The following is a 26514-nucleotide window of genomic DNA, read 5'->3' as shown; positions in this document are numbered from 1 at the left end:
CTCATAAAACGTCCGCAAAGCCGTGTCTGACAGATCTGAAGAAGCGAAGGCCGAGCCAGCAGACGACCAGGCTCACGCAGGCGTAGATCAACAACCCTTGAAAGTTGGGAAGCACGCCATTAATCATTACCAATCGCGCCTGCTCAACGATGAACGACAGCGGATTGAGCATGATCAACTGACTGGCCCACTGAGGGAGCTTGTCGAGTGGATAGAGCACTGGGGAGAAAAACATCAAGGCCTGGGTGATCACGATGGTCAACTGCGCGATATCCCGCAGGAAAACCCCGAGGGCACTGAGGAACCACGTAATGCCTAACAGGCATAAAACCATTGGGGCGATGACGATTGGCAGAAATACAATGGTCCATTGCAGTCCGCCGTTGACGAACAACGCAATAGCCGCCCACGCGACCACACTCAGGCACAGCTGGAACACGGCTGAGCCGATGGGTACCCAAACCAATAGTTCGACCGGAAACACCACTTTCTTGACGAAATTGGGATTTGAGGTAATCAGGTTGGGCGCGCGGTTTACGCATTCAGCAAAAAACGTGAATACGATCAGACCGGGGAACAACATCAACGCAAAACCAGTGATGCCTTCGACACCAGGCCAACGAGAAGGCAAAAAGTAGCCAAACACTACGGCATACATCGCCAACGTCATCAATGGCGTGATCAGCGGCCAAAGGACGCCCAACAGCGCCCCTTTGAATCGCATATCAACATCGCGTTTGATCAGTTGCTTGATTAGATCGAAGTGCCTTACATGAGCGGTGAGGATATTCTGACTCAATTAGAAAGCCCCATTGATGCTTTGGTGTGATTTCCCAAAAACGCAAGAAAGGATTCTTTCATGCGTTCCAGAGTGAAATCCTTCATGAAGCATGAATGGCCATTGGCGGCAAAACGACCGTACGCCTCGGTGTCCTGAACGGCTCTCTCCAATTGGCTGATGATCGCCGAAGTATCGAGTGACTCGCAAAGGAAGCCAGCATCATTGGCCTTGATGTACTTTGCTGGAGAGGCGTAAGTCGGCGCATGACAAAACACCGGCCGGCCCGCGGCAAAGTAAGTGACGACCTTCGACGGGAAGCTGTTGCTGGATTCTTCGTGGTACTCGCCCGAGAACCAGTAAGGCAAATAGAGGAGGTCCGACTCGGACAACAGTCGAATGGTCTCTTCCTGGCTTTGCCAACCCAGGTACTCGAAGTTTGACGGACTCTGAGTGAATACTTTGAAAGCCCCACCCATGACACGCACACGAATCCGTTTACCGGCAATTTTCCAGTTGCAGGCATTCAGGGCGTGTTGCAGGCACTCCCACTCTGTCTGTGCATAGAATTGCCCGGCCATGGCAATGATAAATTCATCGCTATCATGCGCGCGGGTTGCGGGCGGCAATGCCAGTTCACGAGGCAGGCCGGCAATTACCGGCGCATTAACGACGCGGTACTTGCTCGTGTAGTTTTCGGACATCGCCCACGACGCGGTGGCACAGGAAACGCTACCCTTGATGACTTCGTCGAACTCCTTGAGCAAACGACGGCGAGTAAACCCATCGATGAGGTTCGCTTGCAACCACCAACCGAAGGGATCCCAGACCTGAGTCAGTAGCGGCACATTGAGGGCTTTGGTCAATTGACGGGCCAGACGCACCATCGTCTGGCCTTGCAATACGACCCACACCGCATCAACTTTCTGCGCCTTGGCAAACTCGACGATCTGCGGCAGCAACTCTTTGCTAACGCGACCAGCCTGTACCAATTCAAACGGAAACGCCGACAGTATCCCTGCTTTACGAGGCAACACTCGAACAGCTGCTTCTCGTGGCTTCTTTAAAATCAGCTTGGGGACTGCGTCAAGTTCCGCCGGAATCTCCGGGTTCAGCGCCGGATTAACAACCGCACAAATTGCGATCTGGTCCTTGGGCAAAAAACCGACCAACCGATCCAGTACCAAACCTGCAGTAAAGTTACGGCAAGGTGGAATATCAGTTAAAAGCAGTACTTTCATTTAGCAGCAACCGTTTTGTATATCTCCGCCAGTCGCTGGGCATACAAGTCGTCACCATAGTGCAACTCGGCAATCTCTCGTCCCTTGCGACCACGCTCTTCACGTTCGGCCGGATTGTCGATCAGGTGTTGCAGGGCACGGTAGAGTCCTTCTCCATCGTGCATCGGTACGGACACCCCGACCTCCGGAGCGAAAGTTACTTCTGGCAACGAAGTCCCTTCGAACACGATCACCGGCTTGCCGCAAGCGAACGCTTCAATGGCCATTACGCCAAAGGCTTCTACGATCGACGGCATCAGGAAGATGTCTGACGCGACAAAAGCATCCCGGGCCTGCTCTTCATCGTTGGTCCAGCCAAGCTCAACCAACTGGAATCGATCGGCAAACTGCTCCATCAAACCTTTGCTATTGAGCGTCAGCAGACAGACCGGTTGTTTGGCGCTAATACGCTCAAGTGCCTGGATGATGTATGGCAGCCCTTTGAACTGGTTATCCACAGCCCTGAAGCAAATGACCAACGCATCATCGGGAATACCGAAGCGTTTACGCGCATCCGGCGAGGCTTTGGGATTGAAGAAATCAAGGTCCAGGCCAAACGGTACCTGGTGGATATCAACATCCTCGAAAAGAGGAGAAGCCTCGACCATATCGCGCATCCACTTCGAGGCAACGATTACGTCAAACTTCGATTTGTTGTAAGCGCGTTTTTTGTATTTGAACAAAAACCGCGTGGTATCCATCAGCAGTGGAAAGTGAATATCCAGGTCAGGACACTTACCGCAGCCAGTCATCCAGCGCTTGCATTCAAACGGGTAGACGCAATGCCCGGTCATTGCCCACGGATCATGCAGCGTCCACACCGTCGGTTTGCGACGGGTGATTTCCGGCAGGTCGCCGAGGCTCATGTAACCCGAGTGGATGATGTGCAAATGCAGTACATCTGCCTCCTCGAAGGCAGGCATTTTCATCATCTGCTTGGCGTGCGGATACAACACCGACTGCATTGAAGTCAGGCGTTCAACCCGATTGATAATCCGGTTGATTTTCCTTGTGTTCTTTCCCTCGAAAGTCAGGACTTCGGGGTTCTGAGTATCCTTCTCCCAAATAAGGTGTCGAGATTCGACATCGTATTTTTTCAGAAGCGGCGTAATGGATAGACCATTAAATCGACGACCTGGTGACTCGTAACCATTGACCTGAAGTACCTTCATTTGCGATAAGAACCTGCTTTCAGTGCGAGACGAGCAATCTTGCTATTGGCAATGATCTCTTCGCGACGTACGAGGTCTGCCTGCATACCAGCCAGGTTTGCTTCATGAGTAGCGAGTTGAGTTTCTTTCTCTGCGACCCACGCTTCACGACGACGAATGTCATTTTCCAGGTCGCGCAAATTTGAGTGATGCGCGTCAAGTTGAGCTTCTTTCTCAATGAAATACTGCTCACGCTGCTGGATCTGCGCATGAAGCTGCTGAATGTTCAACTCGCGCTGTTCAAGATCCGACTCAAGACTTTCAATACCCAGGTTCTGCAGGAACTCAGGCTTCCATTCTGCGATCGGAAACTCGAAAAGCTCGCGCACAGGCTTCAGTTCAGGAGCACTGGAAATGCAAAGAATCGAGTTTGGCGGATTTTCTTCGGTACGCGTCAGTTCGGTAACGCCATCCAGTCCTTCGTAAAAGAACTCTTTATTCGGATAGGCTTCGAAATGCTCTTCTTTGATCCAGTGAACGAGGTGGTGGACGTTACCATCCCCCTCGTTAAATGGAACGTTAACCATCAGACGTTTCCGGCAATGAACTTTAAGCGCAAAGTTCAGGCCATCCACGACATGTTCTAGCGCATGGCGAGAGACGACGTAGTCGAATGAATGGGCATCGCGCACGAATGACTCGGCATCGCCGTTCACATACTGAATGTTTTTCGCGCCGTAGTTATCTTTTGCGTACTGAACCGACTCGATACTTGGATCGATGCCCACGATTTGTGCGCCCAGAATTTCACCGAGCATGAAGGTCCCATGCCCTGTGCCACAGCCGATGTCCAGGATAGTGATACCAGACACAAGCATTGACGGATCACGCAAGATGTCGGCTTCAATAACATCACGAAACAGTTGATAACTGCTTTTATGACGAACCACTTCATCTCGACCGTGAGTCTCTCCCGGAACCAGACGTTCACCTGCATTGTAAATTGCGTCCAACGTCTGAGTATTCGTGCTCATTTTTTCTCTCGCTATTTTTTTTGCTTGCGCTAAATTCGGATTTACTTCGACCAAACGGTCCGATTGATAAAATCTACGTAACTCAAAACAATCCGCAGCACTTTCTGCGACACCAGCCCACCTTCATAGTCTGGTACCACACGACGAATAGCACCGGCCTGATCCTGGCTGGTGACAATACGCACAGCATCCAGAACCCGCTCCGACTTCAGGCCGCTCATGATCAGTGTGCCCTGGTCCATACCCTCTGGACGCTCGTGTGCATTACGAATCGTCACGGCGGTCAAGCCCAGCAGCGAAGCCTCTTCGGTGATGGTGCCGCTGTCAGACAGAATGCAGAACGCTTCCATCTGCAGCTTGATGTAGTCAAAGAAACCGAATGGCTTGAGGAACTGAATTCTCGAATCCAGACCGTCGAGCCCCAATGCTTCCAGACGCTGACGTGTACGCGGGTGGGTAGAAACAATGACTGGCATGTCATAGGTTTCAACCAGAGCCTGCAGCGTATTCAACAGGTCCTGCAGGTTGGCCGGCGTATCGACGTTTTCTTCACGGTGCGCGCTGACAACGAAAAAGTTCTTCGACTTCAGCTCAAGTTTTTCGAGGATTTGCGAGCCCACGATCTTGGGTTCGAAATGCTCCAGCACTTCCTGCATGTGAGAGCCCGATTTGATAATACGATCGGGTGGAATCCCTTCATCCAGCAAGTAGCGACGAGCGTGCTCGGTCAATACCAGGTTAATGTCGCTGAGGTGATCCAGAACCTTGCGATTGAGTTCTTCCGGAACACGCTGGTCGAAGCAGCGGTTACCAGCTTCCATGTGGAATACCGGAATTTTTCTACGCTTGGCTGCAATCACTGCCAGGCAGGAGTTGGTATCGCCGTACAGCATCAGAGCGTCCGGCTTCTCAGCCTCCAGGACTTCGTCGGCTTTCTCGATTACGCGCGCGATGGTTTGCGCGGCGTTGGCGCCTACTGCTCCGAGGAAGTAATCCGGCTTGCGGATATCCAGGTCATCGAAGAATACCTGGTTCAACTCATAGTCGAAGTTCTGTCCGGTATGAACGAGGATGTGCTGGGTATGAGCATCGAACTCGGCAATAACCCGCGACATTTTGATCAGCTCGGGACGAGTCCCGACAATGGTCATTACCTTAAGCATTGAGTTGCTCCTGGATGTAGGACAGTTTCAGGAGCAATTGCTTCACGCCTTCGACATCGAGTTGAGTCGTGTTGTGAGAGGTGTAGTCTTCGAACTGGGTGATTTCCAGCTCGCCTTCAACGACAAATTTTGCATAGTTGAGGTCACGATTATCGGCAGGTACACGATAGTACTGACCCATGTCCTCGGCTTTTGCCAACTCTTCACGTGAAACCAGCGACTCGTAGAGTTTTTCGCCATGACGAGTACCAATGACGCGAATGTCGTTTTCTTTGGCGAACAATTCCTTCAGCGCCTGAGCCAACACCTCGATGGTCGATGCCGGGGCCTTCTGAACGAAGATGTCGCCTTGACGGCCGTGTTCGAATGCATGCAATACCAGGTCGACAGAGTCTTCCAGCGACATCAGGAAGCGGGTCATGGTCGGGTCGGTAATGGTGATCGACTTGCCTTCGCGCAGCTGCTCGATGAACAACGGAATAACCGAGCCACGGGAGGCCATGACGTTGCCGTAACGCGTCGCGCAAAATACGGTTTCGCCTTCGGACTGCATGCGGGCCTTGGCCACCATGAGCTTCTCCATCATTGCCTTGGAGATGCCCATTGCATTGATCGGATACACCGCTTTGTCGGTACTGAGCACGATAACGCGATCAACGTGGTTCGCGATTGCCGCTTTCATGACGTTATCCGCACCCAGGACGTTGGTGCGTACCGCTTCCATCGGGTAGAACTCGCAGGAAGGAACCTGCTTCAGCGCGGCCGCGTGAAAGACGTAATCAACGCCTTTCATCGCATCGCGGATGCTGTCGTAGTCACGAACGTCGCCGATGTAGAATTTCAGCTTTGGATTGTTCAAGGCAATCCGCATGTCTTCTTGCTTTTTTTCATCACGGCTGAAGATGCGAATTTCTTTGACGTCTGTCTTCAGAAAACGATTCAGAACAGCGTTACCGAAAGAGCCTGTACCGCCGGTAATCATCAAAACTTTATTATCGAACATTATCTAAACCTTGCGCTTAATTGAAGTCATGCATGTTTTGTACTAAAACCGGCCACTCAGGGGCAACGTAACCAGTTGCCTCCCGGAAGCGGTCCGCGTTTAACGAACGGTCGATCGTCAACCTGTCCGAAGGGACAATCTCAGTGTCTTTTCCATAAGTTTTCGCCACAAGCTTCAGCAAGTCGTACTTGTTTATAGGCTGGGTCGCTACGTGATACAGACCATGCAGATCAGGGCGCGGCAAAACGTACTCGTTGATCACTCGTGCCAACTCCATGGTTGGCAAACCGGAGAAGATAGCGCCGGTAAATCCTTGAACGGTCCCTTGCTGCGCAAGGAACCAACCGACGAGGCTGCGATGTCCAGACAGCTCCCGGCCAATAATCGAAGTGCGCAATGTAATGGCGTGAGGATAATCAACCTCGCCCAACAGCTTGGAACGCCCATACAGGTCGTAAGCGTCAGGGAAATCGGATTCCAGATACCCACCCTTCTCACCCGAGAAAACGCAATCGGTGCTGATATGGACCAGGCGCGCGCCAGTCGCCTTGCACAAGGCAGCCAGACGGTGAGGCAGCAATGTATTGATTGGCACAGCCTGAAGAGGATCATTTGCATCGGCCAATTGCTTGACCAGTCCCACACAGTTGATCACGACATCAGGTCTTATCGTCCCGAAAGCCTTGATCAGCGAATCCTGACTTTCGACATCCACGCCAAGAATGATTTTCTCGGCCAAGGCCTCTGAGAAAAATTTCCGGGAACCCTCGCTCCGAGCAGTACCGTAAACGGTCAAATCGGGGTTAGCCGACAACACTCGGTAGGCTGCGTTACCCAGCATTCCGGAAACACCCAACACCATAACTCTCATTGCCCTACTCCTCACTTCCCGGACCAAAAACCCGATTCCATCATCCGGTTGCCACTCATCAGTTGAACGTCTACACCCGCTGCATCCAGAGGAGCAACAAAAGGGGGACATATCGCGAATCTGTACTCAACACGGGCTGGAGCCCTCTTGCGCAGCGATCCATTCTTGCAGCCCCGCTCACCGTCAATGCCTGAAAAACAATGACGATGTTCGAATACCTGCAACAGGATCGCCAGCAAGTGCTCACTGCTCATCCATGCTACCCAGGAACTGCGGGATAGACCGGCGTAACCCGAAGGAGGTTACCCACCCCATTACACCCGAACGAACACATCACCCTTGCGCATAGCAATGCTGCGTTGGCTACGCAAGAGAATCACATCTGCCAGCGGAGTATTGGCTTTATGCCATCACTCCGCAAAAACCAGAGAAGTTTACCATACAATTTTGTGCAATTGAGTGGCGGCTACAGTACGTCCATCCGCGGATTCTGTGCCTTGGCGACCAAGTGACCACCATCGTCGCAAGCGCACCTTACTCAAAGATCTGCGCTTGACAGTGGCCATCTATAAGCCCATACAAACAGCTTCGCGCCAAACACCGCTCGAATCAGGTCTCGGCTTTGCCTGCGTTGTACTTCACCGCCAACACAACAAGAGGCAAATAGGCGACCAACAGACCGATCCCCCCATCCAGCGACCCAATCCCAACCCATATCGCGAGCGGAGCCAACCAAAGAACATTGATCAAAACGACCGCGAGGGTGATTTTCTTGTGGCTGAGGTGATGTCGAGACGCATATTGATAGGCATGACTACGATGCGCCTCATACACCTTCTCTCCCCGAATCAAGCGGTGCAGCATTGTGTAGGTCGCATCCACGATGAAAACACCCGCAAAAATCAGCCAACTCCACAGCAATTGCGGGGCAACCCAAGCCGCCTGCAAAGCCAGGCCGCCGAGAATCAATCCAAGAAACCCACTGCCGGCATCCCCCATGAAAATTTTCGCAGGCGGAAAATTCCAGATCAAAAAACCCGCACAAGCGCTGGCGAGCAAAAGAGGCACCCACAACTCACCTGTAAAGCCGCCCAACCAGTATAGAAATGCACCACCCAGGCAGACACAGATAGCCTCAGCCCCCGCAATACCGTCGATCCCATCCATGAAGTTATACAAGTTCAAGAGCCAGACCAGATAGATTGCAGCCAGCGCACCTCCCCACCAACCCAGGTCGACAACAAATCCAAACAGGTTCAGAGGGGCGAGCCCCCCAATGCAAAACAAAAACCACGCGGCCGCTGAAAAGTGCCCGAGCAACCGCCATCGAGCCGCAATGTGACCATGATCATCAGCAAACCCTATCAAGGCCACGACAGCACCAGCCCCAAACAATCCCGCAAACGCGCCCCACGAAACCACCCCGGATAAAACGCAAACACACAATGCTCCAAGGAACGAAACAACTATCGATACGCCGCCCCCCCTAGGAGTAGGGATCGAGTGCGAACTTCGGGCATTGGGAATATCAATGAGACTGTTACGCAAGGCGTAGCGTCGCAAATAAAACGTCATCAACCAGGATGCGACAAACACCCCTACCAACAACAGAAAGATCATTTGGTTTTCGTATCCAGATAATGTTTCGCCACACCTGCTAGCGCTTGTTCAATACCGACAGGCGGCGCCCACTGCAACAACTCACATGTTCGCCGCACATCGACCTGAAGCGAACCACACAAGCGTACGGAAAGAGCCTGCTTCCCCATCAAAACCAACGCCAGAGACAGTATTTTTTGCGGGAAAGGGATCAGTACAGAGCGCACGCCAAGTGATTGCGCCACACGTCGAAGTAACTGTGTCGTGGAAAGATCTTCGCCATCACTGACGAGAAAGGTATTACCCGGGGCCGCGGGATGCTCAATGCAACGTACGATCAAATCAACCAGATTATCCAGTGCAACCATGCTGCGTCGATTGTTGATCGAACCAAATGGCAGCGGTACTCCTCGTTCGACCCATCGAAGCATATTGAGGAAATTGGCCTTTACGCCCGGGCCATAGACCAGAGGAGGACGAATTATCACAATCTCCATTCCGGTGCGCGCCCCCAACTCCATTAGAGCGTCCTCAGCCTCACGCTTGGAGATGCCATAGGCGTCGACTGGTGCCGGCAAATCAATCGAAGTAAATGGCTGGCCAGGAAGGGTATGCTCCCCATTGACCTTGATTGAACTGATGAAAACAAAGCGCTTTACGCCCGCCTGCGCGGCAATGGCCGCCAATTTGATTGTTCCATCGACATTGGCTGCCCGGAAGGCACTAAGGTCATCCGCCCCCTGCGCAGTCATCACATGCACACGCGCAGCTGCATGCACGACCGCCGTAACACCTGCCAATGCATCTACAGGAATGTTGGCGCCCAACTCAAAAAAGATATGCTCACAGGGAAAGTCCGTTTGGGACGACCCGCGAACACCGCACACCGCGGAAAACTTCTCACTCGACAACAACTTGGTTACAACCGCGGACCCGACAAACCCACTCGCGCCCGTCACCAGGACTTTTGAACAACTCATTTGCTCTTGCCCACCACATTCATCCTGAAAACTTCCATTACTCTTCAGCCGCGAACGCCGAACCGCTTCTGAATAACGAGCGCGTTGTGTTCATGGCAAGCAGATTTGTCTATTACGGTTTCCACAACCAAGTTGTTGCAGGATCATGCCCGACACCCCCTAACCATCGGCCACGGATGAGTCTATCGGCGTTAAGGGCCGCGTCAATGATATCGTTGGGAATGTGACGAACAGCTGCCGAGATAACACTCTCGATACCTCAGCAACTCGCCAGAGTTTCGACTGTCAGGCCAGGCGCTTGCGTGAAGCCCGGGCCGCGCGCCCCAGAAACCAGCCAAGCATCGGACCGATAACCATGCCGACCAGCAACGCAAGAACCACCACCAGCGACACTGGTAGCTGCGGCCCTGCCCAGCCAAGAAATAGCAGGGAAACCGATTGTTGATTCTCTAAAACAAACGCCAGAATCACCAATACGAGCAACAACACAAACAAGGCGAGCAATACACGCTTGAGATTACGCATGAATGGCTCCTTGAAAGATGGCAGCCGTCAAAGCCCCTCCTCCTCATCCTCGTTCACACGATCACGCAGTTCTTTACCTGGCTTGAAATGTGGAACGAACTTGCCGTCGAGGCTGACGGACTGACCGGTTTTCGGATTGCGACCTACGCGCGGTGCGCGGTAGTGCAGGGAGAAGCTGCCAAAACCACGGATCTCGATACGATCGCCAGTGGCCAGACATTGGGACATTTGCTCAAGCATGGTCTTGATGGCCAACTCCACATCCTTGGATGAGAGCAGCCCTTGATGGGTGACAATTCGTTCGATCAACTCCGACTTCGTCATATTTTTCCCTTCTTTTTCAAGCAGCTAGGAAAATCGCTTCAGAGGTTTTAGCACGCCCGGAAGAATTTGAACAGCCCAGGATTTGACAAATCGTTATCAAAACAACTCACCCAAATTCAAGCGATCTCAAGACACTCAACCTCACCGACAAATTACAAGCATGGTCCGCGTGAGGTATCCCGCCGGGTTGAAACCAAAGGGGAATTCATCATCCTTGACATCATCAGATCGGGCCAGGACCTTGTAACCCTGCTTTTTGCACTCCTTGTCTGCTCGCTTGCGACACTTCTCCCACCCAGACCCCAGTCCGGAACAATCAATCTCGATACCACTCACCCCGCGCACGACGTGAGTCTTGGCATTAGTAGTACAACCCGCCAATGTCAGTACTGCTATAGCGACAATGAGCTTGTTCATTCACTTCCTTATGCCGGACGCCCTGCCCGGCTGTCGTTCACTTCAAGCTAAAGGTTAGCTGCAAACAAACGTTTGATCCGACTATACAAAAAGACCGTTTATAGGGGATGTTGGTTTCACAAGCAATCACATCACTGCCCCCCCCCAAAATGCATCGGCAATCCCACCAAATCGCAGGCACAAAAAAGGGCGACCGAAGTCGCCCTTTTTCTATGGTCTGACAGAACTTAGTTCTGCTTTTCCATTTGTGCACGCAACAGGTCGCCCAGAGTGGTAGGACCAGCAGCGACGTCAGCAGCAGGCTTGTCTTTCAAGCTCTGGATTGCTTCTTTCTCGTCTTCAACGTCTTTCGACTTGATCGACAGCTGGATTACGCGGCTCTTACGGTCAACGCTGATGATCTTGGCTTCTACTTCTTCGCCTTCTTTCAGAACGTTACGCGCGTCTTCAACGCGGTCACGGCTGATTTCGGAGGCTTTCAGAGTCGCTTCGATATCGTCGGCCAGAGTGATGATGGCGCCTTTAGCGTCAACTTCTTTCACGATGCCTTTAACGATTGCGCCTTTGTCGTTCTCTTGAACGTACTCGGAGAACGGATCGCTTTCCAGTTGCTTGATACCCAGGGAGATACGCTCGCGCTCTGGGTCAACCGACAGGATAACGGTGTCCAGCTCGTCGCCCTTCTTGAAGCGGCGAACGGCTTCTTCGCCCACTTCGTTCCAGGAGATGTCGGACAGGTGAACCAGACCGTCGATGCCGCCGTCCAGACCAATGAAGATACCGAAATCGGTGATCGACTTGATGGTGCCGGAGATTTTATCGCCCTTGTTGAACTGGCCAGAGAAATCTTCCCATGGGTTAGATTTGCACTGCTTGATGCCCAGGGAGATACGACGACGCTCTTCGTCGATGTCCAGAACCATAACTTCCACTTCGTCGCCGACTTGTACGACTTTCGAAGGGTGGATGTTTTTGTTGGTCCAGTCCATTTCGGAAACGTGTACCAGACCTTCAACGCCTTCTTCCAGCTCAGCGAAGCAGCCGTAGTCGGTCAGGTTGGTTACACGAGCGGTAACGCGAGTGCTTTCTGGGTAACGGGCTTTGATAGCAACCCATGGATCTTCGCCCAGTTGCTTGAGGCCCAGGGAAACACGATTGCGTTCGCGATCGTACTTCAGAACCTTGACATCGATCTCGTCGCCAACGTTGACGATTTCGGAAGGATGCTTGATACGCTTCCAAGCCATGTCGGTAATGTGCAGCAGGCCATCCACGCCACCCAGATCGACGAATGCGCCGTAATCGGTGAGGTTTTTGACGATACCTTTGACTTGCTGACCTTCCTGCAGGGATTCCAGCAGAGCTTCACGCTCGGCGGAGTTCTCGGCTTCGAGGACGCTGCGACGGGAAACGACAACGTTGTTGCGTTTCTGGTCGAGTTTGATGACCTTGAATTCCAGCTCTTTGCCTTCCAGGTGCGTAGTATCGCGCACAGGACGGACGTCAACCAGAGAACCTGGCAGGAACGCACGGATGCCGTTAACGTCGACAGTGAAGCCGCCTTTAACCTTACCGTTGATAACGCCCTTGACCACTTCTTCGGCTGCGAAGGCTGCTTCCAGAACAATCCAGCATTCAGCGCGCTTGGCTTTTTCACGGGACAGCTTGGTTTCACCAAAGCCGTCTTCAACCGAGTCCAGAGCAACGTGAACTTCGTCACCGACGTTGATGTTCAGTTCGCCAGCGTCGTTGTAGAACTGCTCAAGCGGGATGAGTGCTTCAGACTTCAGGCCAGCGTGAACGGTTACCCAGCGAGCTTGGTAATCGATATCAACGATAACACCGGTGATGATGGAGCCTGCCTGAAGGTTCAGGGTTTTTAGGCTTTCTTCAAAGAGTTCCGCAAAGCTTTCGCTCATTTTAATTCCTGTTGATGAGGGCGAAGACTACGCCCATCTCCACACCCCAGACGGTATGGGTTAGTTTCATTTAAAAGAAGCCACCACAGGACTATGACTGGTCCCCTGCGGCCTTCTTGGTCACCCGGCGATATCGCGAATGGCGATCTCGCTCATGATGCGTTCCAGCACCTGATCGATGGATAATTCCGTGGAATCCAGCTGTATGGCGTCAGCCGCCGGTTTGAGCGGGGCTACCGCTCGCTGGGTGTCACGCTCATCGCGAACACGTATCTCATCTAGCAGACTCGACAGACTAACACCATCGACTTTGCCCTTCAACTGCAAGTATCGACGGCGCGCACGCTCCTCGGCACTGGCGGTGAGGAAAATCTTCAAGGGCGCGTCCGGAAAAACCACCGTGCCCATGTCGCGACCATCAGCGACCAGGCCCGGCATTTCCTGGAAAGCACGCTGGCGCTGCAGCAGCGCCTCGCGTACAGCGGGCAGCGCCGCAACCTGGGATGCTCCGGCGCCGACACTTTCAGTGCGAATCACATCACTGACTTCATCGCCTTCCAGAATGATTCGCTGCAACTGACCGTCGGTCGCAGCGATGAATTGCACGTCCAGATGAGCGGCGAGCGCTTTCAGCAACTCTTCATTGGTCAGATCAACACCATGATTGTGCGCGGCGAACGCCAGCAATCGGTACAACGCGCCCGAATCCAGCAGATTCCAGCCCAGACGCTTTGCCAATATCCCGGCGATGGTGCCTTTACCGGAACCGCTCGGACCATCGATGGTAATGACTGGCGACTTGTTGATCACGACTGAGCCTCTTCAGCAACCCGGATACCGACCTGTGCGCACAACGCGAGGAAGTTCGGGAACGACGTCGCAACGTTGGCGCAGTCATGAATGCGGATCGGCGCAGTCGCGCGCAGCGATGCAACGCTGAATGCCATGGCGATCCGGTGGTCACCATGACCATGCACCACACCGCCGCCGATCTGGCCGCCGTCGATGATGATGCCATCCGGGGTCGGTTCGCATTTGACGCCCAGCGCCAGCAAGCCATCAGCCATGACCTGAATCCGGTCCGACTCTTTGACCCGCAGCTCTTCAGCGCCTCGCAGTACCGTGCGCCCTTCGGCACAGGCTGCAGCCACGAACAGCACCGGGAATTCGTCGATAGCCAGTGGAACCAGCGCCTCGGGAATCTCGATACCTTTCAGTTTAGCTGCACGAACGCGCAAATCTGCAACGGGCTCGCCGCCGACTTCACGCTGGTTTTCCAGCGTGATATCGGCGCCCATCAGACGCAGGATATCGATTACGCCAGTACGCGTCGGATTGATTCCAACGTGCTCAAGTACCAGCTCCGAACCTTCAGCGATCGACGCCGCCACGAGGAAGAATGCGGAGGAAGAGATATCGCCCGGCACTTCAATGTGGGTTGCAGTGAGTTTGTGACCGGATTCAACCGATGCGGTCGCGCCATTGACGGTGACCGGGTAGCCAAAGCCGCGCAGCATGCGCTCGGTGTGGTCACGAGTCGGCGCCGGCTCGGTAACGGTGGTCTTGCCGTCGGCATACAAACCGGCCAGCAACAGGCAGGATTTCACCTGAGCGCTGGCCATAGGCATGGTGTAGGTCAGGCCTTTGAGCTTATTGCCGCCACGGATGATCATTGGTGGACGACCTTCAGCAGCGGTCTCGATCACCGCCCCCATTTCACGCAGCGGGTTGGCCACGCGGTTCATTGGGCGCTTGGACAGCGAAGCATCGCCCGTGAGCGTGCTGTCGAAGTTCTGCGCAGCCAACAGGCCGGACAGCAGGCGCATCGACGTACCGGAGTTACCCAGATAGATCGGGCCTGGCGCAGGTTTCAGGCCATGCAGGCCAACGCCGTGAATGGTCACGCGACCATGGTGCGGACCTTCGATCACAACGCCCATGTCACGGAAGGCCTGCAGGGTCGCCAGAGCGTCTTCGCCCTCAAGGAAGCCTTCGACTTCGGTGACGCCTTCAGCCAGGGAGCCGAGCATGATCGAACGGTGGGAAATCGATTTGTCACCTGGTACGCGAATCCGACCGGACAAGCGGCCACCAGGTTGAGCCAGGAAAATCAGATCGTTGGAATTCATAGCGTCCACATAGGCCCGGCGGGCCAGGATTTTACTGAAATGCTCGCGGGCAACCCGGGCGCGCGTGAACACGCCCAACAATTGGTGCCCATCCCCTGCATCGACCGCGTCGCGCAAGGCGTCGAGGTCGCTGCGAAATGTATCGAGTGTGCGCAGGACAGCTTCGCGGTTGGCGAGGAAGATGTCGTGCCACATGACCGGGTCGCTTCCCGCGATTCTTGTGAAATCGCGGAAACCGCCGGCAGCGTAACGGAAGATCTCAAGGTTTTCATTGCGCTTGGCCAACGAATCGACCAAACCGAACGCCAACAGGTGTGGCAAATGACTGGTCGCCGCCAACACTTCATCGTGGCGTTCGACCTGCATGTGTTCGACATCGGCGCCCAATTCGCGCCACAAACGGTCGACCACTGCCAGCGCGGCCGGATCGGTTTGATCCAGCGGCGTCAGAATCACTTTATGACGACGGAACAGCTCGGCATTGGAGGCTTCCACCCCGCTCTGCTCGGAACCGGCAATCGGATGCCCCGGCACGAAACGCGACGGCATGCCGCCAAAAGCTTCAGTTGCCGCACGCACCACATTGCCTTTGGCACTACCGACGTCAGTCAGAATCGCAGAACCCAGATCCATTGCAGCCAGGCGCGCCAGCATTTTTTCCATGGCAAGGATCGGCACGGCCAACTGAATCACGTCAGCGCCCTGGCACGCAACAGCCAGGTCTTCTTCGCAGCGATCCACCACGCCCAACTCGACCGCCAGTTTGCGCGACTGCGGGTCGAGATCGACCCCCACCACTTCGCGGCACAGGCCACTTTCACGCAAACCCTTGGCGAACGAACCACCGATCAATCCCAGACCGACCACCACCAGGCGACCGATCATAGGTGCAGCAGATTGCAGTGCAGTGACATCAACCACGAGCCAGAACCTTGGTCAGCGCCTCAAGGAAGCGACTGTTTTCAGCCGGCAAACCGATGGTGATGCGCAGATGGTTCGGCATACCGTAATTGGCCACAGGACGCACGATCACACCTTCACGCAGCAAACCCTGGAACACCGGCGCGGCCACTTGACCCAGATCGACACAGATGAAGTTGCCCTTGGATGGAATCCAGCTCAACCCCAGTTCACGAAAACCCGCTTGCAGTTGCCGCATACCGGATTCGTTCAGGCGACGGCTTTCAGCCAGGTACTCGACATCCTGCAACGCAGCACACGCCGCGGCCAGGGCCATGCTGTTGACGTTGAACGGCTGGCGGACACGGTTCAGCACATCAGCGACGACGGCAGTGGACAAGCCATAACCAACGCGCAGCGATGCCAGGCCATAGGCCTTGGAGAACGTGCGCGAAACCAGCAGGTTCGGGTAAGCCGCGAGGAAATCCAGGCCATCCGGCAGATCACTGCCTTCGGCGTACTCGATGTAAGCCTCATCCAGCACCACCAGCACGTGCTCCGGCACGTCTTGCAGGAACTCGTCCAGCGCCTCGGTATCGAACCAGGTCCCGGTCGGGTTGTTCGGGTTGGCGATGAACACCACACGAGTATTGGCATCGATGGCCGCCAGCATTGCAGGCAGGTCATGCCCCCAATCCTTGGCCGGAACCACCTTGGCCCGCGCGCCGACAGCCTGAGTCGCGATCGGATAAACCGCGAACGCGTGTTCGCTGAACACGGCGTTGAGGCCCGGCGCCAGATAGGCACGCGCGACCAACTCAAGAATGTCATTGGAGCCATTGCCCAGCGTCACCTGGTTCAGTTCGACACGGCACTGCCCGGCCAACAGGGACTTAAGTGCAAAGCCGTTGCCGTCCGGATAGCGGGTCAGCTCGGCCAGTGCATCACGAATCGCGGCCAGCGCCTTGGGGCTAGCGCCCAACGGGTTTTCGTTGCTGGCCAGCTTGACGATGCTCGCCGGATCAAGGTCCAGCTCGCGTGCCAGCTCATCCACAGGCTTGCCCGGAACGTAAGGCGAAAGTTGTTGCACGCCCGGCTGTGCCAGAGCGAGGAAGTCACCACTCATTTGCTACCCCTTAGAGAACTGCTTTCGGGTAGGAACCCAGCACTTTGAGTGCCACTGCTTCCTGACTGATCTTTTCCAGCACACCTTTGACCAATGGATCACGGTGGTGGCCGACGAAGTCGATGAAGAACACGTAGGTCCATTTACCGCTGCGCGATGGACGCGTTTCGATTCGCGTCAGGTCGATTCCGTTGTCGTGGAACGGCACCAGCAACTCGTGAAGCGCACCGGGTTTGTTGCTCATGGAGACGATGATCGAAGTCTTGTCGTCGCCGGTCGGCGGCACTTCCTGGCTACCGATCATCAGGAATCGCGTGGAGTTATCCGGGCGATCCTCGATTTTCTCGGCCAGGCGGGTCAGCCCGTACAGGCCGGCAGCCATGTCGCCGGCAATCGCCGCCGAGTTCCACTCACCTTTTACTCGCTTGGCCGCTTCGGCGTTGCTGGACACCGCCACGCGCTCGACATTCGGGTAGTGCGCGTCCAGCCACTTGCGGCACTGGGCCAGGGACTGGGCATGGGAGTAGATGCGGCTGATGCTGTCAGTCTTGGTGTTTTCACCGACCAACAGGTGGTGGTGAATCCGCAACTCGACTTCGCCACAGATGACCATGTCGTGTTCCAGGAAACTATCGAGGGTGTGGTTGACCGCACCTTCGGTGGAGTTTTCCACCGGCACCACGCCAAAATTCACCGCACCGGCCGCCACTTCGCGGAACACTTCGTCGATCGCCGCCATGGGCTTGCTGATCACGGCGTGGCCGAAGTGCTTCATGGCCGCCGCTTGAGTGAACGTGCCTTCAGGGCCGAGGTAAGCCACTTTCAGCGGCTGCTCGAGCGCCAGGCACGAGGACATGATTTCACGGAACAACCGCGCCATCTCTTCGTTGCCCAACGGCCCCTGATTGCGCTCCATTACGCGCTTGAGCACCTGGGCTTCACGCTCAGGACGATAGAACACCGGCACTTCGCCTTCGGCCAGCGAGGCCATCTTTACTCGCGCAACTTCCTGGGCGCAACGTGCGCGCTCACTGATCAGCTCAAGGACTTTTTCGTCCAGGGCATCAATGCGCAGGCGCAGTGCCTTGAGTTCTTGCTCAGACATCAGCCGTGTTCCTTCTCGAACTCTGCCATGTACGAAACCAATGCGTTGACCGCAACGATATCGACGGCGTTATAGATGGAGGCGCGCATGCCACCCACGGAGCGGTGGCCCTTGAGGTTCAACAAGCCACGCTCGTCGGCACCAGCCAGGAACGGCTTGTCGAGACGGTCGTCCGCCAGACGGAACGGCACGTTCATCCACGAGCGGTCAGGCGTGTTGATCGGGTTGCTGTACAAGCCGCTGGCATCGATGAAGTTGTACAGCGTGCGCTGCTTCACTTCGTTGAGCTTGCCGATGGCTTCAACACCACCTTGCTCCTTGAGCCACTCGAACACCAGACCAGACAAGTACCAGGCCAGGGTTGGAGGCGTGTTGTACATCGAGCCGTTATCGGCGGCGACCTTGTAGTTGAGCATGGTCGGGCAAATGGAACGGGCGTGACCCAACAGGTCCTCGCGAACGATGTTCACCACGATACCGCTCGGACCGATGTTTTTCTGGGCGCCAGCGTAGATCATGCCGAAACGCGAAACATCGACCGGACGCGAAAGAATGTCCGAAGACATGTCGGCGACCAGCGGAACGTCGCCGGTTTCCGGGATCCACTGGAATTCCAGGCCACCGATGGTTTCGTTTGGTGCGTAGTGAACGTAGGCCGCGTCTTTCGACAGCTTCCATTCGTTCTGGCCAGGAATGGCGAAATAGTCGTAAGGCTTGGCGGTAGCGGCAACGTTGACGTGGCCGAAGCGCGAAGCCTCTTCGATAGCTTTCTGCGACCAGATACCGGTGTCGATATAGTCGGCAGAGCCGTTTTCCGGCAACAGGTTCAGAGGAATCTGAGCAAATTGCTGGCTGGCGCCACCTTGCAGAAACAGCACTTTATAGTTCGAGGGGATATTCAGCAGATCACGCAGATCCTGCTCGGCCTTGGTGGCAATGGACACGAACTCATCGCTGCGATGGCTCATTTCCATGACCGACAGACCTTTACCATGCCAGTCGAGCAACTCGGACTGGGCACGCAACAGGACAGCTTCAGGAAGCGCAGCAGGACCTGCGCAGAAGTTATAGGCTCGTTTGCTCACATCCACTCTCGCTATGCAATCACGGTAGCGGACAGAGCAAACACTCTGCCCTGCTACGATTTTGGTTAGTCTTGCGGCTCTTCTTCGTCTGCGGCGTCCGCCTGCAGGTTGTCGACAGCATCGTCCGGTTCGGCACCGATTACGGTTCCTTCCAGCTCAACACCCTCTTCACCTTCCAGTTCTTCACCTTCGACTTCCGACGGCTCCTGAACCCGCTCCAGACCGACCAGCGTTTCATCGCTGGCCAGCTTGATGAGGGTCACGCCCTGGGTGTTTCGACCCAGGCTGGAGACTTCGTCGACACGGGTACGAACCAAGGTACCCTGGTCGGAAATCAACATGATTTCCTCGCCGTCGAGCACCTGGACTGCACCGACCAGACGACCGTTACGGTCGTTGCTGACCATGGCGATAACGCCCTGGCCGCCACGCTTGTACTCAGGGAACTCGGTGATCGCCGTACGCTTGCCGAAACCACGCGCCGAAGCGGTGAGGATCTGGCTGCCTTCTTCCGGGATCAGCATGGAAATCAGCTTCTGACCTTCCGGCAGGCGCATGCCGCGAACACCGCGAGCGGTACGGCCCATGGCGCGAACGTCGGTTTCCTTGAAGCGAGTGACCTTGCCACCGTCGGAGAACAGCATGACTTCGCGCTCGCCATCGGTAATCGCGGCAGAGATCAGCACGTCACCTTCGTCCAGCTCCAGCGCGATCAGACCTACGCTGCGTTGACGGCTGAAGGATTCCAGCGGGGTCTTCTTCACGGTGCCTTTGGCAGTGGCCATGAAGATGAAATGACCTTCTGTGTACTCCTCGACCGGCAGCATGGTGGTGATGTATTCATCACTGTCCAGCGGCAGCAGGTTGACCAGCGGACGACCACGGGCAGCGCGGGACGCTTCCGGAATTTCATAGGTTTTCAGCCAGTACACCTTGCCCTTGCTGGAGAACAGCAGCAGCGTGGTGTGGCTGTTGGCGACCAGCAGGTGAGCGATGTAGTCCTCATCCTTGACGCCAGTCGCCGACTTGCCTTTACCGCCACGACGCTGAGCCTGGTACGCAGCCAAAGGCTGGGTCTTGGCATAGCCACCGTGGGAAATGGTCACGACGCGCTCTTCTTCCGGGATCATGTCACCCAGGGTCAGGTCGAGACGGGCATCGAGAATCTCGGTGCGGCGCACATCGCCGTATTCGGCGCGAATCACTTCCAGCTCTTCGCGGATCACTTCCATCAGGCGCGTGGCGCTGCTGAGGATGCGGATCAGCTCGCCGATCTGGTTGAGGATCTCTTGATACTCGGCCAGCAGCTTTTCGTGTTCCAGACCGGTCAGGCGGTGCAGACGCAGTTCCAGAATGGCTTGCGCCTGCTCTGGCGACAGGAAGTACTTGCCTTCGCGCAGACCGTATTGCGGGTCCAGGGTCTCTGGACGGCAAGAGTCGGCACCGGCACGCTCGACCATCGCCACTACGGCGGAGGATTCCCAGGCAGTGCTGATCAGCGCTTCCTTGGCTTCCGACGGCGTTGGCGAGGCCTTGATCAGGGCGATGACCGGGTCGATGTTCGACAGGGCAACCGCTTGACCTTCCAGAATGTGACCACGTTCGCGGGCTTTACGCAGTTCGAACACGGTACGGCGGGTAACGACTTCGCGACGGTGACGAACGAAGGCTTCCAGCAGGTCCTTGAGGTTCAGGATCCGCGGACGGCCGTCGATCAGCGCAACAATGTTGATACCGAAAACCGCTTGCAACTGAGTCTGGGCGTAGAGATTGTTGAGGATCACCTCAGGCACTTCGCCACGGCGCAACTCGATCACGACGCGCATACCGTCCTTGTCGGACTCGTCGCGCAGTTCGGTGATGCCTTCAAGTTTCTTCTCTTTCACCAGCTCGGCGATCTTCTCGATCAGACGCGCCTTGTTGAGCTGGTAAGGGAGTTCGGTGATGACGATCTGCTGGCGGCCACCGACCTTGTCGATGTCTTCGATCGTCGAGCGGGCGCGCATATAAATGCGGCCACGGCCGGTGCGATAGGCTTCGATGATGCCGGCGCGACCGTTGATGATCGCGGCCGTCGGGAAGTCCGGACCAGGGATGTATTGCATCAGCTCATCAATGGTCAACTCGGGGTTGTCGATGAGTGCCAGGCAACCGTCGATGACTTCACCGAGGTTGTGCGGCGGAATGTTGGTCGCCATGCCCACGGCGATACCGCTGGAGCCGTTGACGAGCAGGTTGGGAATACGGGTCGGCATGACCGCCGGGATCATTTCGGTGCCGTCGTAGTTCGGCACCCAGTCCACGGTTTCCTTGTGCAGGTCAGCCAGCAGCTCGTGCGCCAGCTTGGTCATGCGCACTTCGGTGTATCGCATGGCCGCGGCATTGTCGCCGTCCACCGAACCGAAGTTGCCTTGACCGTCTACCAGCAGGTAGCGCAGCGAGAATGGCTGCGCCATCCGGACGATCGTGTCGTATACCGCGGTATCACCGTGCGGGTGATACTTACCGATAACGTCGCCGACAACACGGGCAGATTTCTTGTACGGCTTGTTGAAGTCGTTGCCCAGCTCGCTCATCGCGAACAGCACACGCCGGTGCACGGGCTTCAAGCCATCGCGCGCATCCGGCAAGGCCCGCCCGACAATTACGCTCATTGCGTAGTCGAGGTAGGACTGCTTCAGCTCGTCTTCGATATTGACCGGGAGGATTTCTTTGGCCAGTTCGCCCATGAGAAGCTCGATTCCTTTTTCTGGTGAAACTTCGTCACATCCATATGGGACGAACGAAGCTCGCCGCTGCAGGCTGAGTGCCATACACCGACTTACGACAAATCAACAAGTTGAACCCTGGATTTGCGCAGTAAAGACAACCCCGTGGGGCAGCCTCGGAAAACGCCGGATGTTATCACAAGAGCCGCCACGCACCTATCCCCCAGATGCGCATGGAGCATAGTTAGTTGACCGATGACAGGCTTGAAGGAGACGAGAGAGGCTCAGAGCTATCCCAAGTCCGGATTTGCAGGCGAAATGCGGGGGTAGACCGAGTAATCGTTCATCGCGGGCAAGCCTTGCTCCTACAGGAACGTGAAACCTGTGGGAGCAAAGCTTGCTCGCGACAGCAATTTATCCGACAACACAAAGCGTCAATGCAGGCGCTTGCGGCACATCAACTGCGCCATCTTCGCGGTATCCGGACGCTCGACGATGCCTTTTTCAGTAACGATCGCATCAATCAGGTCCGCCGGGGTGACGTCGAACACCGGATTGAACGCATCGACGTCCGCCCCGACCCGCTTGCCGCCGACTTCCAGCAACTCGCGACCGTCACGTTCCTCGATAGGAATTTCATCACCACTGGCCAGGTTCATGTCGATGGTCGAGCTCGGCGCCACCACCATGAAGCGCACGCCGTGGTGCATGGCGGTGACCGCCAACTGATAGGTGCCGATCTTGTTCGCGACATCGCCATTGGCGGTGATCCGGTCGGCGCCGACGATCACCCAGGTCACGCCTTTGGTTTTCATGATGTGCGCGGCGGCTGAATCGGCATTCAGGGTCACGGGAATCCCCTCGTTGGCCAGCTCCCACGCCGTCAGACGCGAACCTTGCAGCCACGGACGGGTTTCATCGGCGTAAACGCGCTCGACCATGCCTTCAATAAAAGCGCCGCGAATGACACCCAGAGCAGTGCCGAAGCCGCCGGTGGCCAGTGCGCCGGTATTGCAATGGGTCAGGATTGCCTGGGCATTGCCCTGATGTTTGCGGATCAGGTCCACACCCAGTTGGGCCATGGTCAGGTTAGCTTCGCGATCACTTTCGTGAATGGCGATAGCCTCCGCCTCCAGTGCCGCCAGCGGATCAGCATCTTCCTTGAGGCGATCCAGGCGGTCACGCATGCGACTCAAGGCCCAGAACAGATTCACCGCCGTTGGACGGGAATCGGCCAGCAACGCGTAATCCTCTTCCCACGAGGCCTGCCAGTCACCGCCCTCGGCAATTCGGGCGCGGGCGGAAAGCACCATGGCATAGGCCGCACTGATACCGATCGCCGGCGCACCGCGCACCACCATCGAACGAATGGCCTCGGCCACACCGGCTGCGCTGGTGTAGGCAATCCAGGTCTCTTCGAAGGGCAAAATACGCTGATCCAGCAGGTACAGGGCACCATCACGCCAATCGATGGCCTTCACTTTCTCCGCAGCCAACAGTCGATCGCGCATCCCACACCCCGCACTCAAGCACAAAAGCCGCCGATTATAGCGATCCCCCCGCGAAGACGCTCGGGTATACTTCGCCATCCTTTACAAAAGCACTGGAACCGATCTTCGATGCCGAACACAGCCGCTGCGCTCGACCTGTTATTGCTGCCGACCTGGCTGGTACCCGTCGAACCCGCTGGCGTTGTCCTCAAAGAGCATGGCCTGGGCATCCGTGACGGACGCATCGTGTTTATCGGCCCACGCTCGGCTGCGCTGAAGCTTAACGCAACTGAAGTACGCGAGTTGCCAGACGTGCTACTCAGCCCCGGCCTGATCAATGCCCACGGCCACGCCGCCATGACGCTGTTTCGTGGCCTGGCCGATGATCTGCCGCTGATGACCTGGCTGGAGAACCACATTTGGCCCGCAGAAGCCAAATGGGTCGATGAAGCGTTTGTACGTGACGGCACGGACCTGGCCATCGCCGAACAGATCAAAGGTGGCATCACCTGCTTCTCTGACATGTATTTCTTCCCGAAGGTTGCCAGCGAGCGCGTGCATAACAGCGGTATACGCGCGCAAATCGCCATTCCGATTCTCGATTTCCCGATCCCGGGCGCCAGCACGGCGGACGAAGCCATTCGTCAGGGCGTGGAGTTGTTTGGCGATCTCAAGCATCACGAGCGCATCAAAGTCACCTTCGGGCCCCATGCCCCCTACACCGTGGGCGATGACAATCTGGAAAAAATCCGGGTGATTGCCGAAGAGCTGGACGCCTCGATCCATATGCATGTCCATGAGACGGCTTTCGAAGTGCAGCAGTCCCTCGAGCAGCGTGGTGAACGTCCTTTGGCCCGACTCGGGCGCCTGGGCTTGCTCGGGCCACGCTTCCAGGCCGTTCACATGACCCAGATCAGCGATGAAGACCTGGTGATGCTGGTAGAAAGCAACACCAGTGTGATTCATTGCCCGGAGTCCAACCTCAAGCTGGCCAGTGGTTTTTGCCCGGTCGAGCGGTTGTGGCAGGCGGGCGTCAATGTGGCCGTGGGCACCGATGGCGCCGCCAGCAACAACGATCTCGACCTGCTGGGCGAAACCCGCACCGCTGCCTTGCTGGCCAAGGCCGTTGCCGGCTCCGCCACTGCGCTGGATGCTCATCGTGCCTTGCGCATGGCCACGCTCAATGGCGCTCGCGCGCTGGGCATCGAGTCTGAAACCGGCTCACTGGAAGTCGGCAAAGCGGCAGATATCGTTGCCTTCGACCTGTCAGGCCTGGCGCAACAACCGGTCTACGACCCGGTTTCGCAACTGATCTACGCCACCGGCCGCGATTGCGTGAAACACCTGTGGGTCGCTGGCAAGCAACTGCTCGATGACCGACGCCTGACCCGCCTGGATGAAGAACAGCTTTGTGCCACCGCCAAAGCCTGGGGCCAGCGCATCAGTGGCCGTACCGAATCGTAAGATCCCCGGACCGAAAACCGGGGCAACAGGATTTTTCAAGTTTTAGAGGACTGAATCATGAGCAACGTCGACTACGCCGAAATCGCCAAATTCGAAGCCCTGGCCCATCGCTGGTGGGACCGTGAAAGCGAGTTCAAGCCGCTTCACGACATCAACCCGCTGCGGGTCAACTGGATTGACGAGCGGGTCAACCTGGCCGGCAAGAAGGTGCTGGACGTCGGTTGCGGCGGCGGCATCCTGAGCGAGGCCATGGCCCAGCGCGGTGCCACCGTCATGGGTATCGACATGGGCGAAGCACCGCTCGCGGTCGCCCAGCTGCATCAGCTGGAATCGGGCGTGAACGTCGAATACCGCCAGATCACCGCCGAAGGCCTCGCCGAAGAAATGCCCGAGCAGTTCGACGTCGTCACGTGCCTGGAAATGCTCGAGCACGTGCCCGATCCTTCTTCGGTCATCCGCGCCTGCTTCCGCATGGTCAAGCCCGGCGGCCAAGTGTTCTTCTCCACCATCAACCGCAACCCGAAGGCGTATATGTTCGCTATCGTCGGCGCGGAATACATCATGAAACTGCTGCCGCGCGGCACCCATGATTTCAAGAAGTTCATCCGCCCTTCCGAGCTCGGCGCCTGGAGTCGAATGGCCGGCCTGACCGTCAAAGACATCATCGGCCTGACCTACAACCCGCTGACCAAACACTACAAACTGGCGGCCGACGTGGACGTCAACTACATGATCCAGACCCTGCGCGAGGAGTAAGCCGATGCGTATCAGAGCAGTCCTTTTTGACATGGACGGCACGCTGCTCGACACCGCGCCGGACTTTATTGCCATCTGCCAGGCAATGCGCGCCGACCGTGGCTTGCCCCCCATGAATGACAAGCACATTCGTGACGAGATATCCGGTGGCGCCAAGGCGATGGTCGCCGTGACCTTTTCGATGGACCCGGAATCACCAGGCTTTGAAGAGCTGCGACTGGAATTCCTGGAGCGCTATCTCGCCGGTTGTGCGGTTCACAGCAAGCTCTTCGACGGAATGGGCGAATTACTGGCCGACATCGAGAAGAGCAACCTGATCTGGGGCGTGGTCACTAACAAGCCGCTGCGTTTCGCCGAGCCGATCATGCAACAGCTGGGGCTGGCCGAGCGTTCCGCGCTGCTGATCTGCCCGGATCACGTGAAGAACAGCAAGCCCGACCCGGAGCCGCTGATTCTCGCGTGCAAGATGCTCGATCTGGACCCGGCCAGCGTGTTGTTTGTCGGCGATGACCTGCGTGATATCGAGTCGGGGCGCGACGCCGGCACCAAGACGGCCGCCGTGACCTATGGCTACATTCATCCGGACGATAACCCGCGGCATTGGGGTGCGGATGTAGTGGTCGATCATCCGCTGGAGTTGCGCAAGGTGCTCGATAGCGCGCTGTGTGGCTGCTGAGCGACGACGCAGAGCGTCACTGGCTGCATTC

Annotated in this window: 23 protein-coding genes; 3 read left to right on the top strand and 20 right to left on the bottom strand. The window is 56.3% G+C overall.

Going from position 1 to position 26514, the window contains the following annotated elements:
• Position 1: 1 nt before the first annotated feature.
• From BMS17_RS20215 to mtnA, 20 genes are all read right to left on the bottom strand, one after another.
• Positions 2–799, bottom strand: coding sequence for an ABC transporter permease (locus BMS17_RS20215; protein WP_046031763.1), 798 nt, complete (start codon positions 797–799; stop codon positions 2–4).
• A complete protein-coding gene (locus BMS17_RS20210; protein ID WP_077431583.1) occupies positions 796–2019 on the bottom strand; it encodes a glycosyltransferase in 1224 nt (407 codons plus the stop codon). Before BMS17_RS20210 ends, BMS17_RS20215 begins: the two co-directional genes overlap by 4 nt.
• Positions 2016–3230, bottom strand: coding sequence for a glycosyltransferase family 4 protein (locus tag BMS17_RS20205; RefSeq protein ID WP_046031761.1), 1215 nt, complete (start codon positions 3228–3230; stop codon positions 2016–2018). The genes BMS17_RS20210 and BMS17_RS20205 overlap by 4 nt, the downstream gene beginning before the upstream one ends.
• Complete coding sequence (locus BMS17_RS20200; protein ID WP_077431582.1) at positions 3227–4243, bottom strand: class I SAM-dependent methyltransferase; 1017 nt, start codon at positions 4241–4243, stop codon at positions 3227–3229. The genes BMS17_RS20205 and BMS17_RS20200 overlap by 4 nt, the downstream gene beginning before the upstream one ends.
• A 41-nt stretch (positions 4244–4284) precedes the next feature.
• Complete coding sequence (wecB, locus tag BMS17_RS20195; protein ID WP_046031760.1) at positions 4285–5406, bottom strand: non-hydrolyzing UDP-N-acetylglucosamine 2-epimerase; 1122 nt, start codon at positions 5404–5406, stop codon at positions 4285–4287.
• Positions 5399–6409 carry a polysaccharide biosynthesis protein gene (locus BMS17_RS20190; protein WP_046031759.1) on the bottom strand — a complete coding sequence of 337 codons (1011 nt, stop codon included), beginning with the start codon at positions 6407–6409 and terminating at the stop codon, positions 5399–5401. The genes wecB and BMS17_RS20190 overlap by 8 nt, the downstream gene beginning before the upstream one ends.
• 16 nt (positions 6410–6425) lie before the next feature.
• Complete coding sequence (locus tag BMS17_RS20185) at positions 6426–7280, bottom strand: SDR family oxidoreductase (RefSeq protein ID WP_046031758.1); 855 nt, start codon at positions 7278–7280, stop codon at positions 6426–6428.
• Positions 7281–7889: 609 nt separating this feature from the next.
• Positions 7890–8900, bottom strand: coding sequence for a glycosyltransferase family 4 protein (locus BMS17_RS20180; protein ID WP_046031757.1), 1011 nt, complete (start codon positions 8898–8900; stop codon positions 7890–7892).
• Complete coding sequence (locus tag BMS17_RS20175; protein ID WP_046031756.1) at positions 8897–9859, bottom strand: SDR family oxidoreductase; 963 nt, start codon at positions 9857–9859, stop codon at positions 8897–8899. The genes BMS17_RS20180 and BMS17_RS20175 overlap by 4 nt, the downstream gene beginning before the upstream one ends.
• A gap of 285 nt (positions 9860–10144) precedes the next feature.
• Positions 10145–10384, bottom strand: coding sequence for a lipopolysaccharide assembly protein LapA domain-containing protein (locus BMS17_RS20170; RefSeq protein WP_046031755.1), 240 nt, complete (start codon positions 10382–10384; stop codon positions 10145–10147).
• Between the two features lie 27 nt (positions 10385–10411).
• On the bottom strand, positions 10412–10708 hold the full coding sequence (ihfB, locus tag BMS17_RS20165; protein WP_003369729.1) for an integration host factor subunit beta: 297 nt from the start codon (positions 10706–10708) through the stop codon (positions 10412–10414).
• A 141-nt stretch (positions 10709–10849) separates the two neighbouring features.
• Positions 10850–11125 carry a hypothetical protein gene (locus tag BMS17_RS20160; RefSeq protein ID WP_046031754.1) on the bottom strand — a complete coding sequence of 92 codons (276 nt, stop codon included), beginning with the start codon at positions 11123–11125 and terminating at the stop codon, positions 10850–10852.
• Positions 11126–11352: 227 nt separating this feature from the next.
• Positions 11353–13044, bottom strand: coding sequence for a 30S ribosomal protein S1 (gene rpsA, locus BMS17_RS20155; protein WP_046031753.1), 1692 nt, complete (start codon positions 13042–13044; stop codon positions 11353–11355).
• A gap of 120 nt (positions 13045–13164) precedes the next feature.
• A complete protein-coding gene (cmk, locus tag BMS17_RS20150; RefSeq protein ID WP_027924112.1) occupies positions 13165–13854 on the bottom strand; it encodes a (d)CMP kinase in 690 nt (229 codons plus the stop codon).
• Positions 13851–16058, bottom strand: coding sequence for a bifunctional prephenate dehydrogenase/3-phosphoshikimate 1-carboxyvinyltransferase (locus BMS17_RS20145; protein ID WP_256577251.1), 2208 nt, complete (start codon positions 16056–16058; stop codon positions 13851–13853). Before BMS17_RS20145 ends, cmk begins: the two co-directional genes overlap by 4 nt.
• A gap of 28 nt (positions 16059–16086) precedes the next feature.
• On the bottom strand, positions 16087–17199 hold the full coding sequence (hisC, locus tag BMS17_RS20140) for a histidinol-phosphate transaminase (protein WP_077431580.1): 1113 nt from the start codon (positions 17197–17199) through the stop codon (positions 16087–16089).
• A gap of 10 nt (positions 17200–17209) precedes the next feature.
• Complete coding sequence (gene pheA / locus BMS17_RS20135) at positions 17210–18304, bottom strand: prephenate dehydratase (RefSeq protein WP_007899727.1); 1095 nt, start codon at positions 18302–18304, stop codon at positions 17210–17212.
• On the bottom strand, positions 18304–19389 hold the full coding sequence (gene serC / locus BMS17_RS20130; protein WP_046031750.1) for a 3-phosphoserine/phosphohydroxythreonine transaminase: 1086 nt from the start codon (positions 19387–19389) through the stop codon (positions 18304–18306). The genes pheA and serC overlap by 1 nt, the downstream gene beginning before the upstream one ends.
• A 65-nt stretch (positions 19390–19454) precedes the next feature.
• A complete protein-coding gene (gyrA, locus tag BMS17_RS20125) occupies positions 19455–22118 on the bottom strand; it encodes a DNA gyrase subunit A (RefSeq protein ID WP_046031749.1) in 2664 nt (887 codons plus the stop codon).
• A 413-nt stretch (positions 22119–22531) separates the two neighbouring features.
• Positions 22532–23608, bottom strand: a complete 1077-nt coding sequence (mtnA, locus tag BMS17_RS20120) for an S-methyl-5-thioribose-1-phosphate isomerase (RefSeq protein ID WP_077431579.1) — start codon at positions 23606–23608, stop codon at positions 22532–22534.
• A 108-nt stretch (positions 23609–23716) separates the two neighbouring features.
• Here mtnA and BMS17_RS20115 point away from each other — a divergent pair, with 108 nt between their 5' ends.
• The 3 genes from BMS17_RS20115 to mupP are packed head-to-tail and all read left to right on the top strand — an operon-like array spanning position 23717 to position 26483.
• The gene (locus BMS17_RS20115; protein ID WP_077431578.1) at positions 23717–25051 is read left to right on the top strand and encodes a TRZ/ATZ family hydrolase; all 1335 of its coding nucleotides are present in this window, start codon (positions 23717–23719) and stop codon (positions 25049–25051) included.
• Between the two features lie 57 nt (positions 25052–25108).
• Complete coding sequence (gene ubiG, locus BMS17_RS20110; RefSeq protein WP_046031746.1) at positions 25109–25807, top strand: bifunctional 2-polyprenyl-6-hydroxyphenol methylase/3-demethylubiquinol 3-O-methyltransferase UbiG; 699 nt, start codon at positions 25109–25111, stop codon at positions 25805–25807.
• Positions 25808–25811: 4 nt separating this feature from the next.
• Positions 25812–26483 carry an N-acetylmuramic acid 6-phosphate phosphatase MupP gene (gene mupP / locus BMS17_RS20105; RefSeq protein ID WP_046031745.1) on the top strand — a complete coding sequence of 224 codons (672 nt, stop codon included), beginning with the start codon at positions 25812–25814 and terminating at the stop codon, positions 26481–26483.
• Positions 26484–26514: the final 31 nt, after the last annotated feature.

This window comes from Pseudomonas sp. C9 (assembly GCF_002000165.1).
In the GTDB taxonomy this organism is placed as follows: domain Bacteria; phylum Pseudomonadota; class Gammaproteobacteria; order Pseudomonadales; family Pseudomonadaceae; genus Aquipseudomonas.
This window is presented reverse-complemented; position numbering and strand designations above follow the sequence as displayed.

Excerpts from the sequence above, each read along its gene's own strand:
- BMS17_RS20200 (WP_077431582.1), bottom strand. The coding sequence starts at position 4,243 with ATGAGCACGAATACTCAGACGTTGGACGCAATTTACAATGCAGGTGAA.
- hisC (WP_077431580.1), bottom strand. The coding sequence starts at position 17,199 with ATGAGTGGTGACTTCCTCGCTCTGGCACAGCCGGGCGTGCAACAACTT.
- ubiG (WP_046031746.1), top strand. The coding sequence starts at position 25,109 with ATGAGCAACGTCGACTACGCCGAAATCGCCAAATTCGAAGCCCTGGCC.
- BMS17_RS20210 (WP_077431583.1), bottom strand. The coding sequence starts at position 2,019 with ATGAAAGTACTGCTTTTAACTGATATTCCACCTTGCCGTAACTTTACT.
- BMS17_RS20180 (WP_046031757.1), bottom strand. The coding sequence starts at position 8,900 with ATGATCTTTCTGTTGTTGGTAGGGGTGTTTGTCGCATCCTGGTTGATG.
- BMS17_RS20185 (WP_046031758.1), bottom strand. The coding sequence starts at position 7,280 with ATGAGAGTTATGGTGTTGGGTGTTTCCGGAATGCTGGGTAACGCAGCC.
- mupP (WP_046031745.1), top strand. The coding sequence starts at position 25,812 with ATGCGTATCAGAGCAGTCCTTTTTGACATGGACGGCACGCTGCTCGAC.
- BMS17_RS20175 (WP_046031756.1), bottom strand. The coding sequence starts at position 9,859 with ATGAGTTGTTCAAAAGTCCTGGTGACGGGCGCGAGTGGGTTTGTCGGG.
- BMS17_RS20170 (WP_046031755.1), bottom strand. The coding sequence starts at position 10,384 with ATGCGTAATCTCAAGCGTGTATTGCTCGCCTTGTTTGTGTTGTTGCTC.
- wecB (WP_046031760.1), bottom strand. The coding sequence starts at position 5,406 with ATGCTTAAGGTAATGACCATTGTCGGGACTCGTCCCGAGCTGATCAAA.
- mtnA (WP_077431579.1), bottom strand. The coding sequence starts at position 23,608 with ATGCGCGATCGACTGTTGGCTGCGGAGAAAGTGAAGGCCATCGATTGG.
- BMS17_RS20190 (WP_046031759.1), bottom strand. The coding sequence starts at position 6,409 with ATGTTCGATAATAAAGTTTTGATGATTACCGGCGGTACAGGCTCTTTC.
- rpsA (WP_046031753.1), bottom strand. The coding sequence starts at position 13,044 with ATGAGCGAAAGCTTTGCGGAACTCTTTGAAGAAAGCCTAAAAACCCTG.
- gyrA (WP_046031749.1), bottom strand. The coding sequence starts at position 22,118 with ATGGGCGAACTGGCCAAAGAAATCCTCCCGGTCAATATCGAAGACGAG.
- BMS17_RS20145 (WP_256577251.1), bottom strand. The coding sequence starts at position 16,058 with ATGATCGGTCGCCTGGTGGTGGTCGGTCTGGGATTGATCGGTGGTTCG.
- BMS17_RS20205 (WP_046031761.1), bottom strand. The coding sequence starts at position 3,230 with ATGAAGGTACTTCAGGTCAATGGTTACGAGTCACCAGGTCGTCGATTT.
- BMS17_RS20115 (WP_077431578.1), top strand. The coding sequence starts at position 23,717 with ATGCCGAACACAGCCGCTGCGCTCGACCTGTTATTGCTGCCGACCTGG.
- pheA (WP_007899727.1), bottom strand. The coding sequence starts at position 18,304 with ATGTCTGAGCAAGAACTCAAGGCACTGCGCCTGCGCATTGATGCCCTG.
- ihfB (WP_003369729.1), bottom strand. The coding sequence starts at position 10,708 with ATGACGAAGTCGGAGTTGATCGAACGAATTGTCACCCATCAAGGGCTG.
- BMS17_RS20160 (WP_046031754.1), bottom strand. The coding sequence starts at position 11,125 with ATGAACAAGCTCATTGTCGCTATAGCAGTACTGACATTGGCGGGTTGT.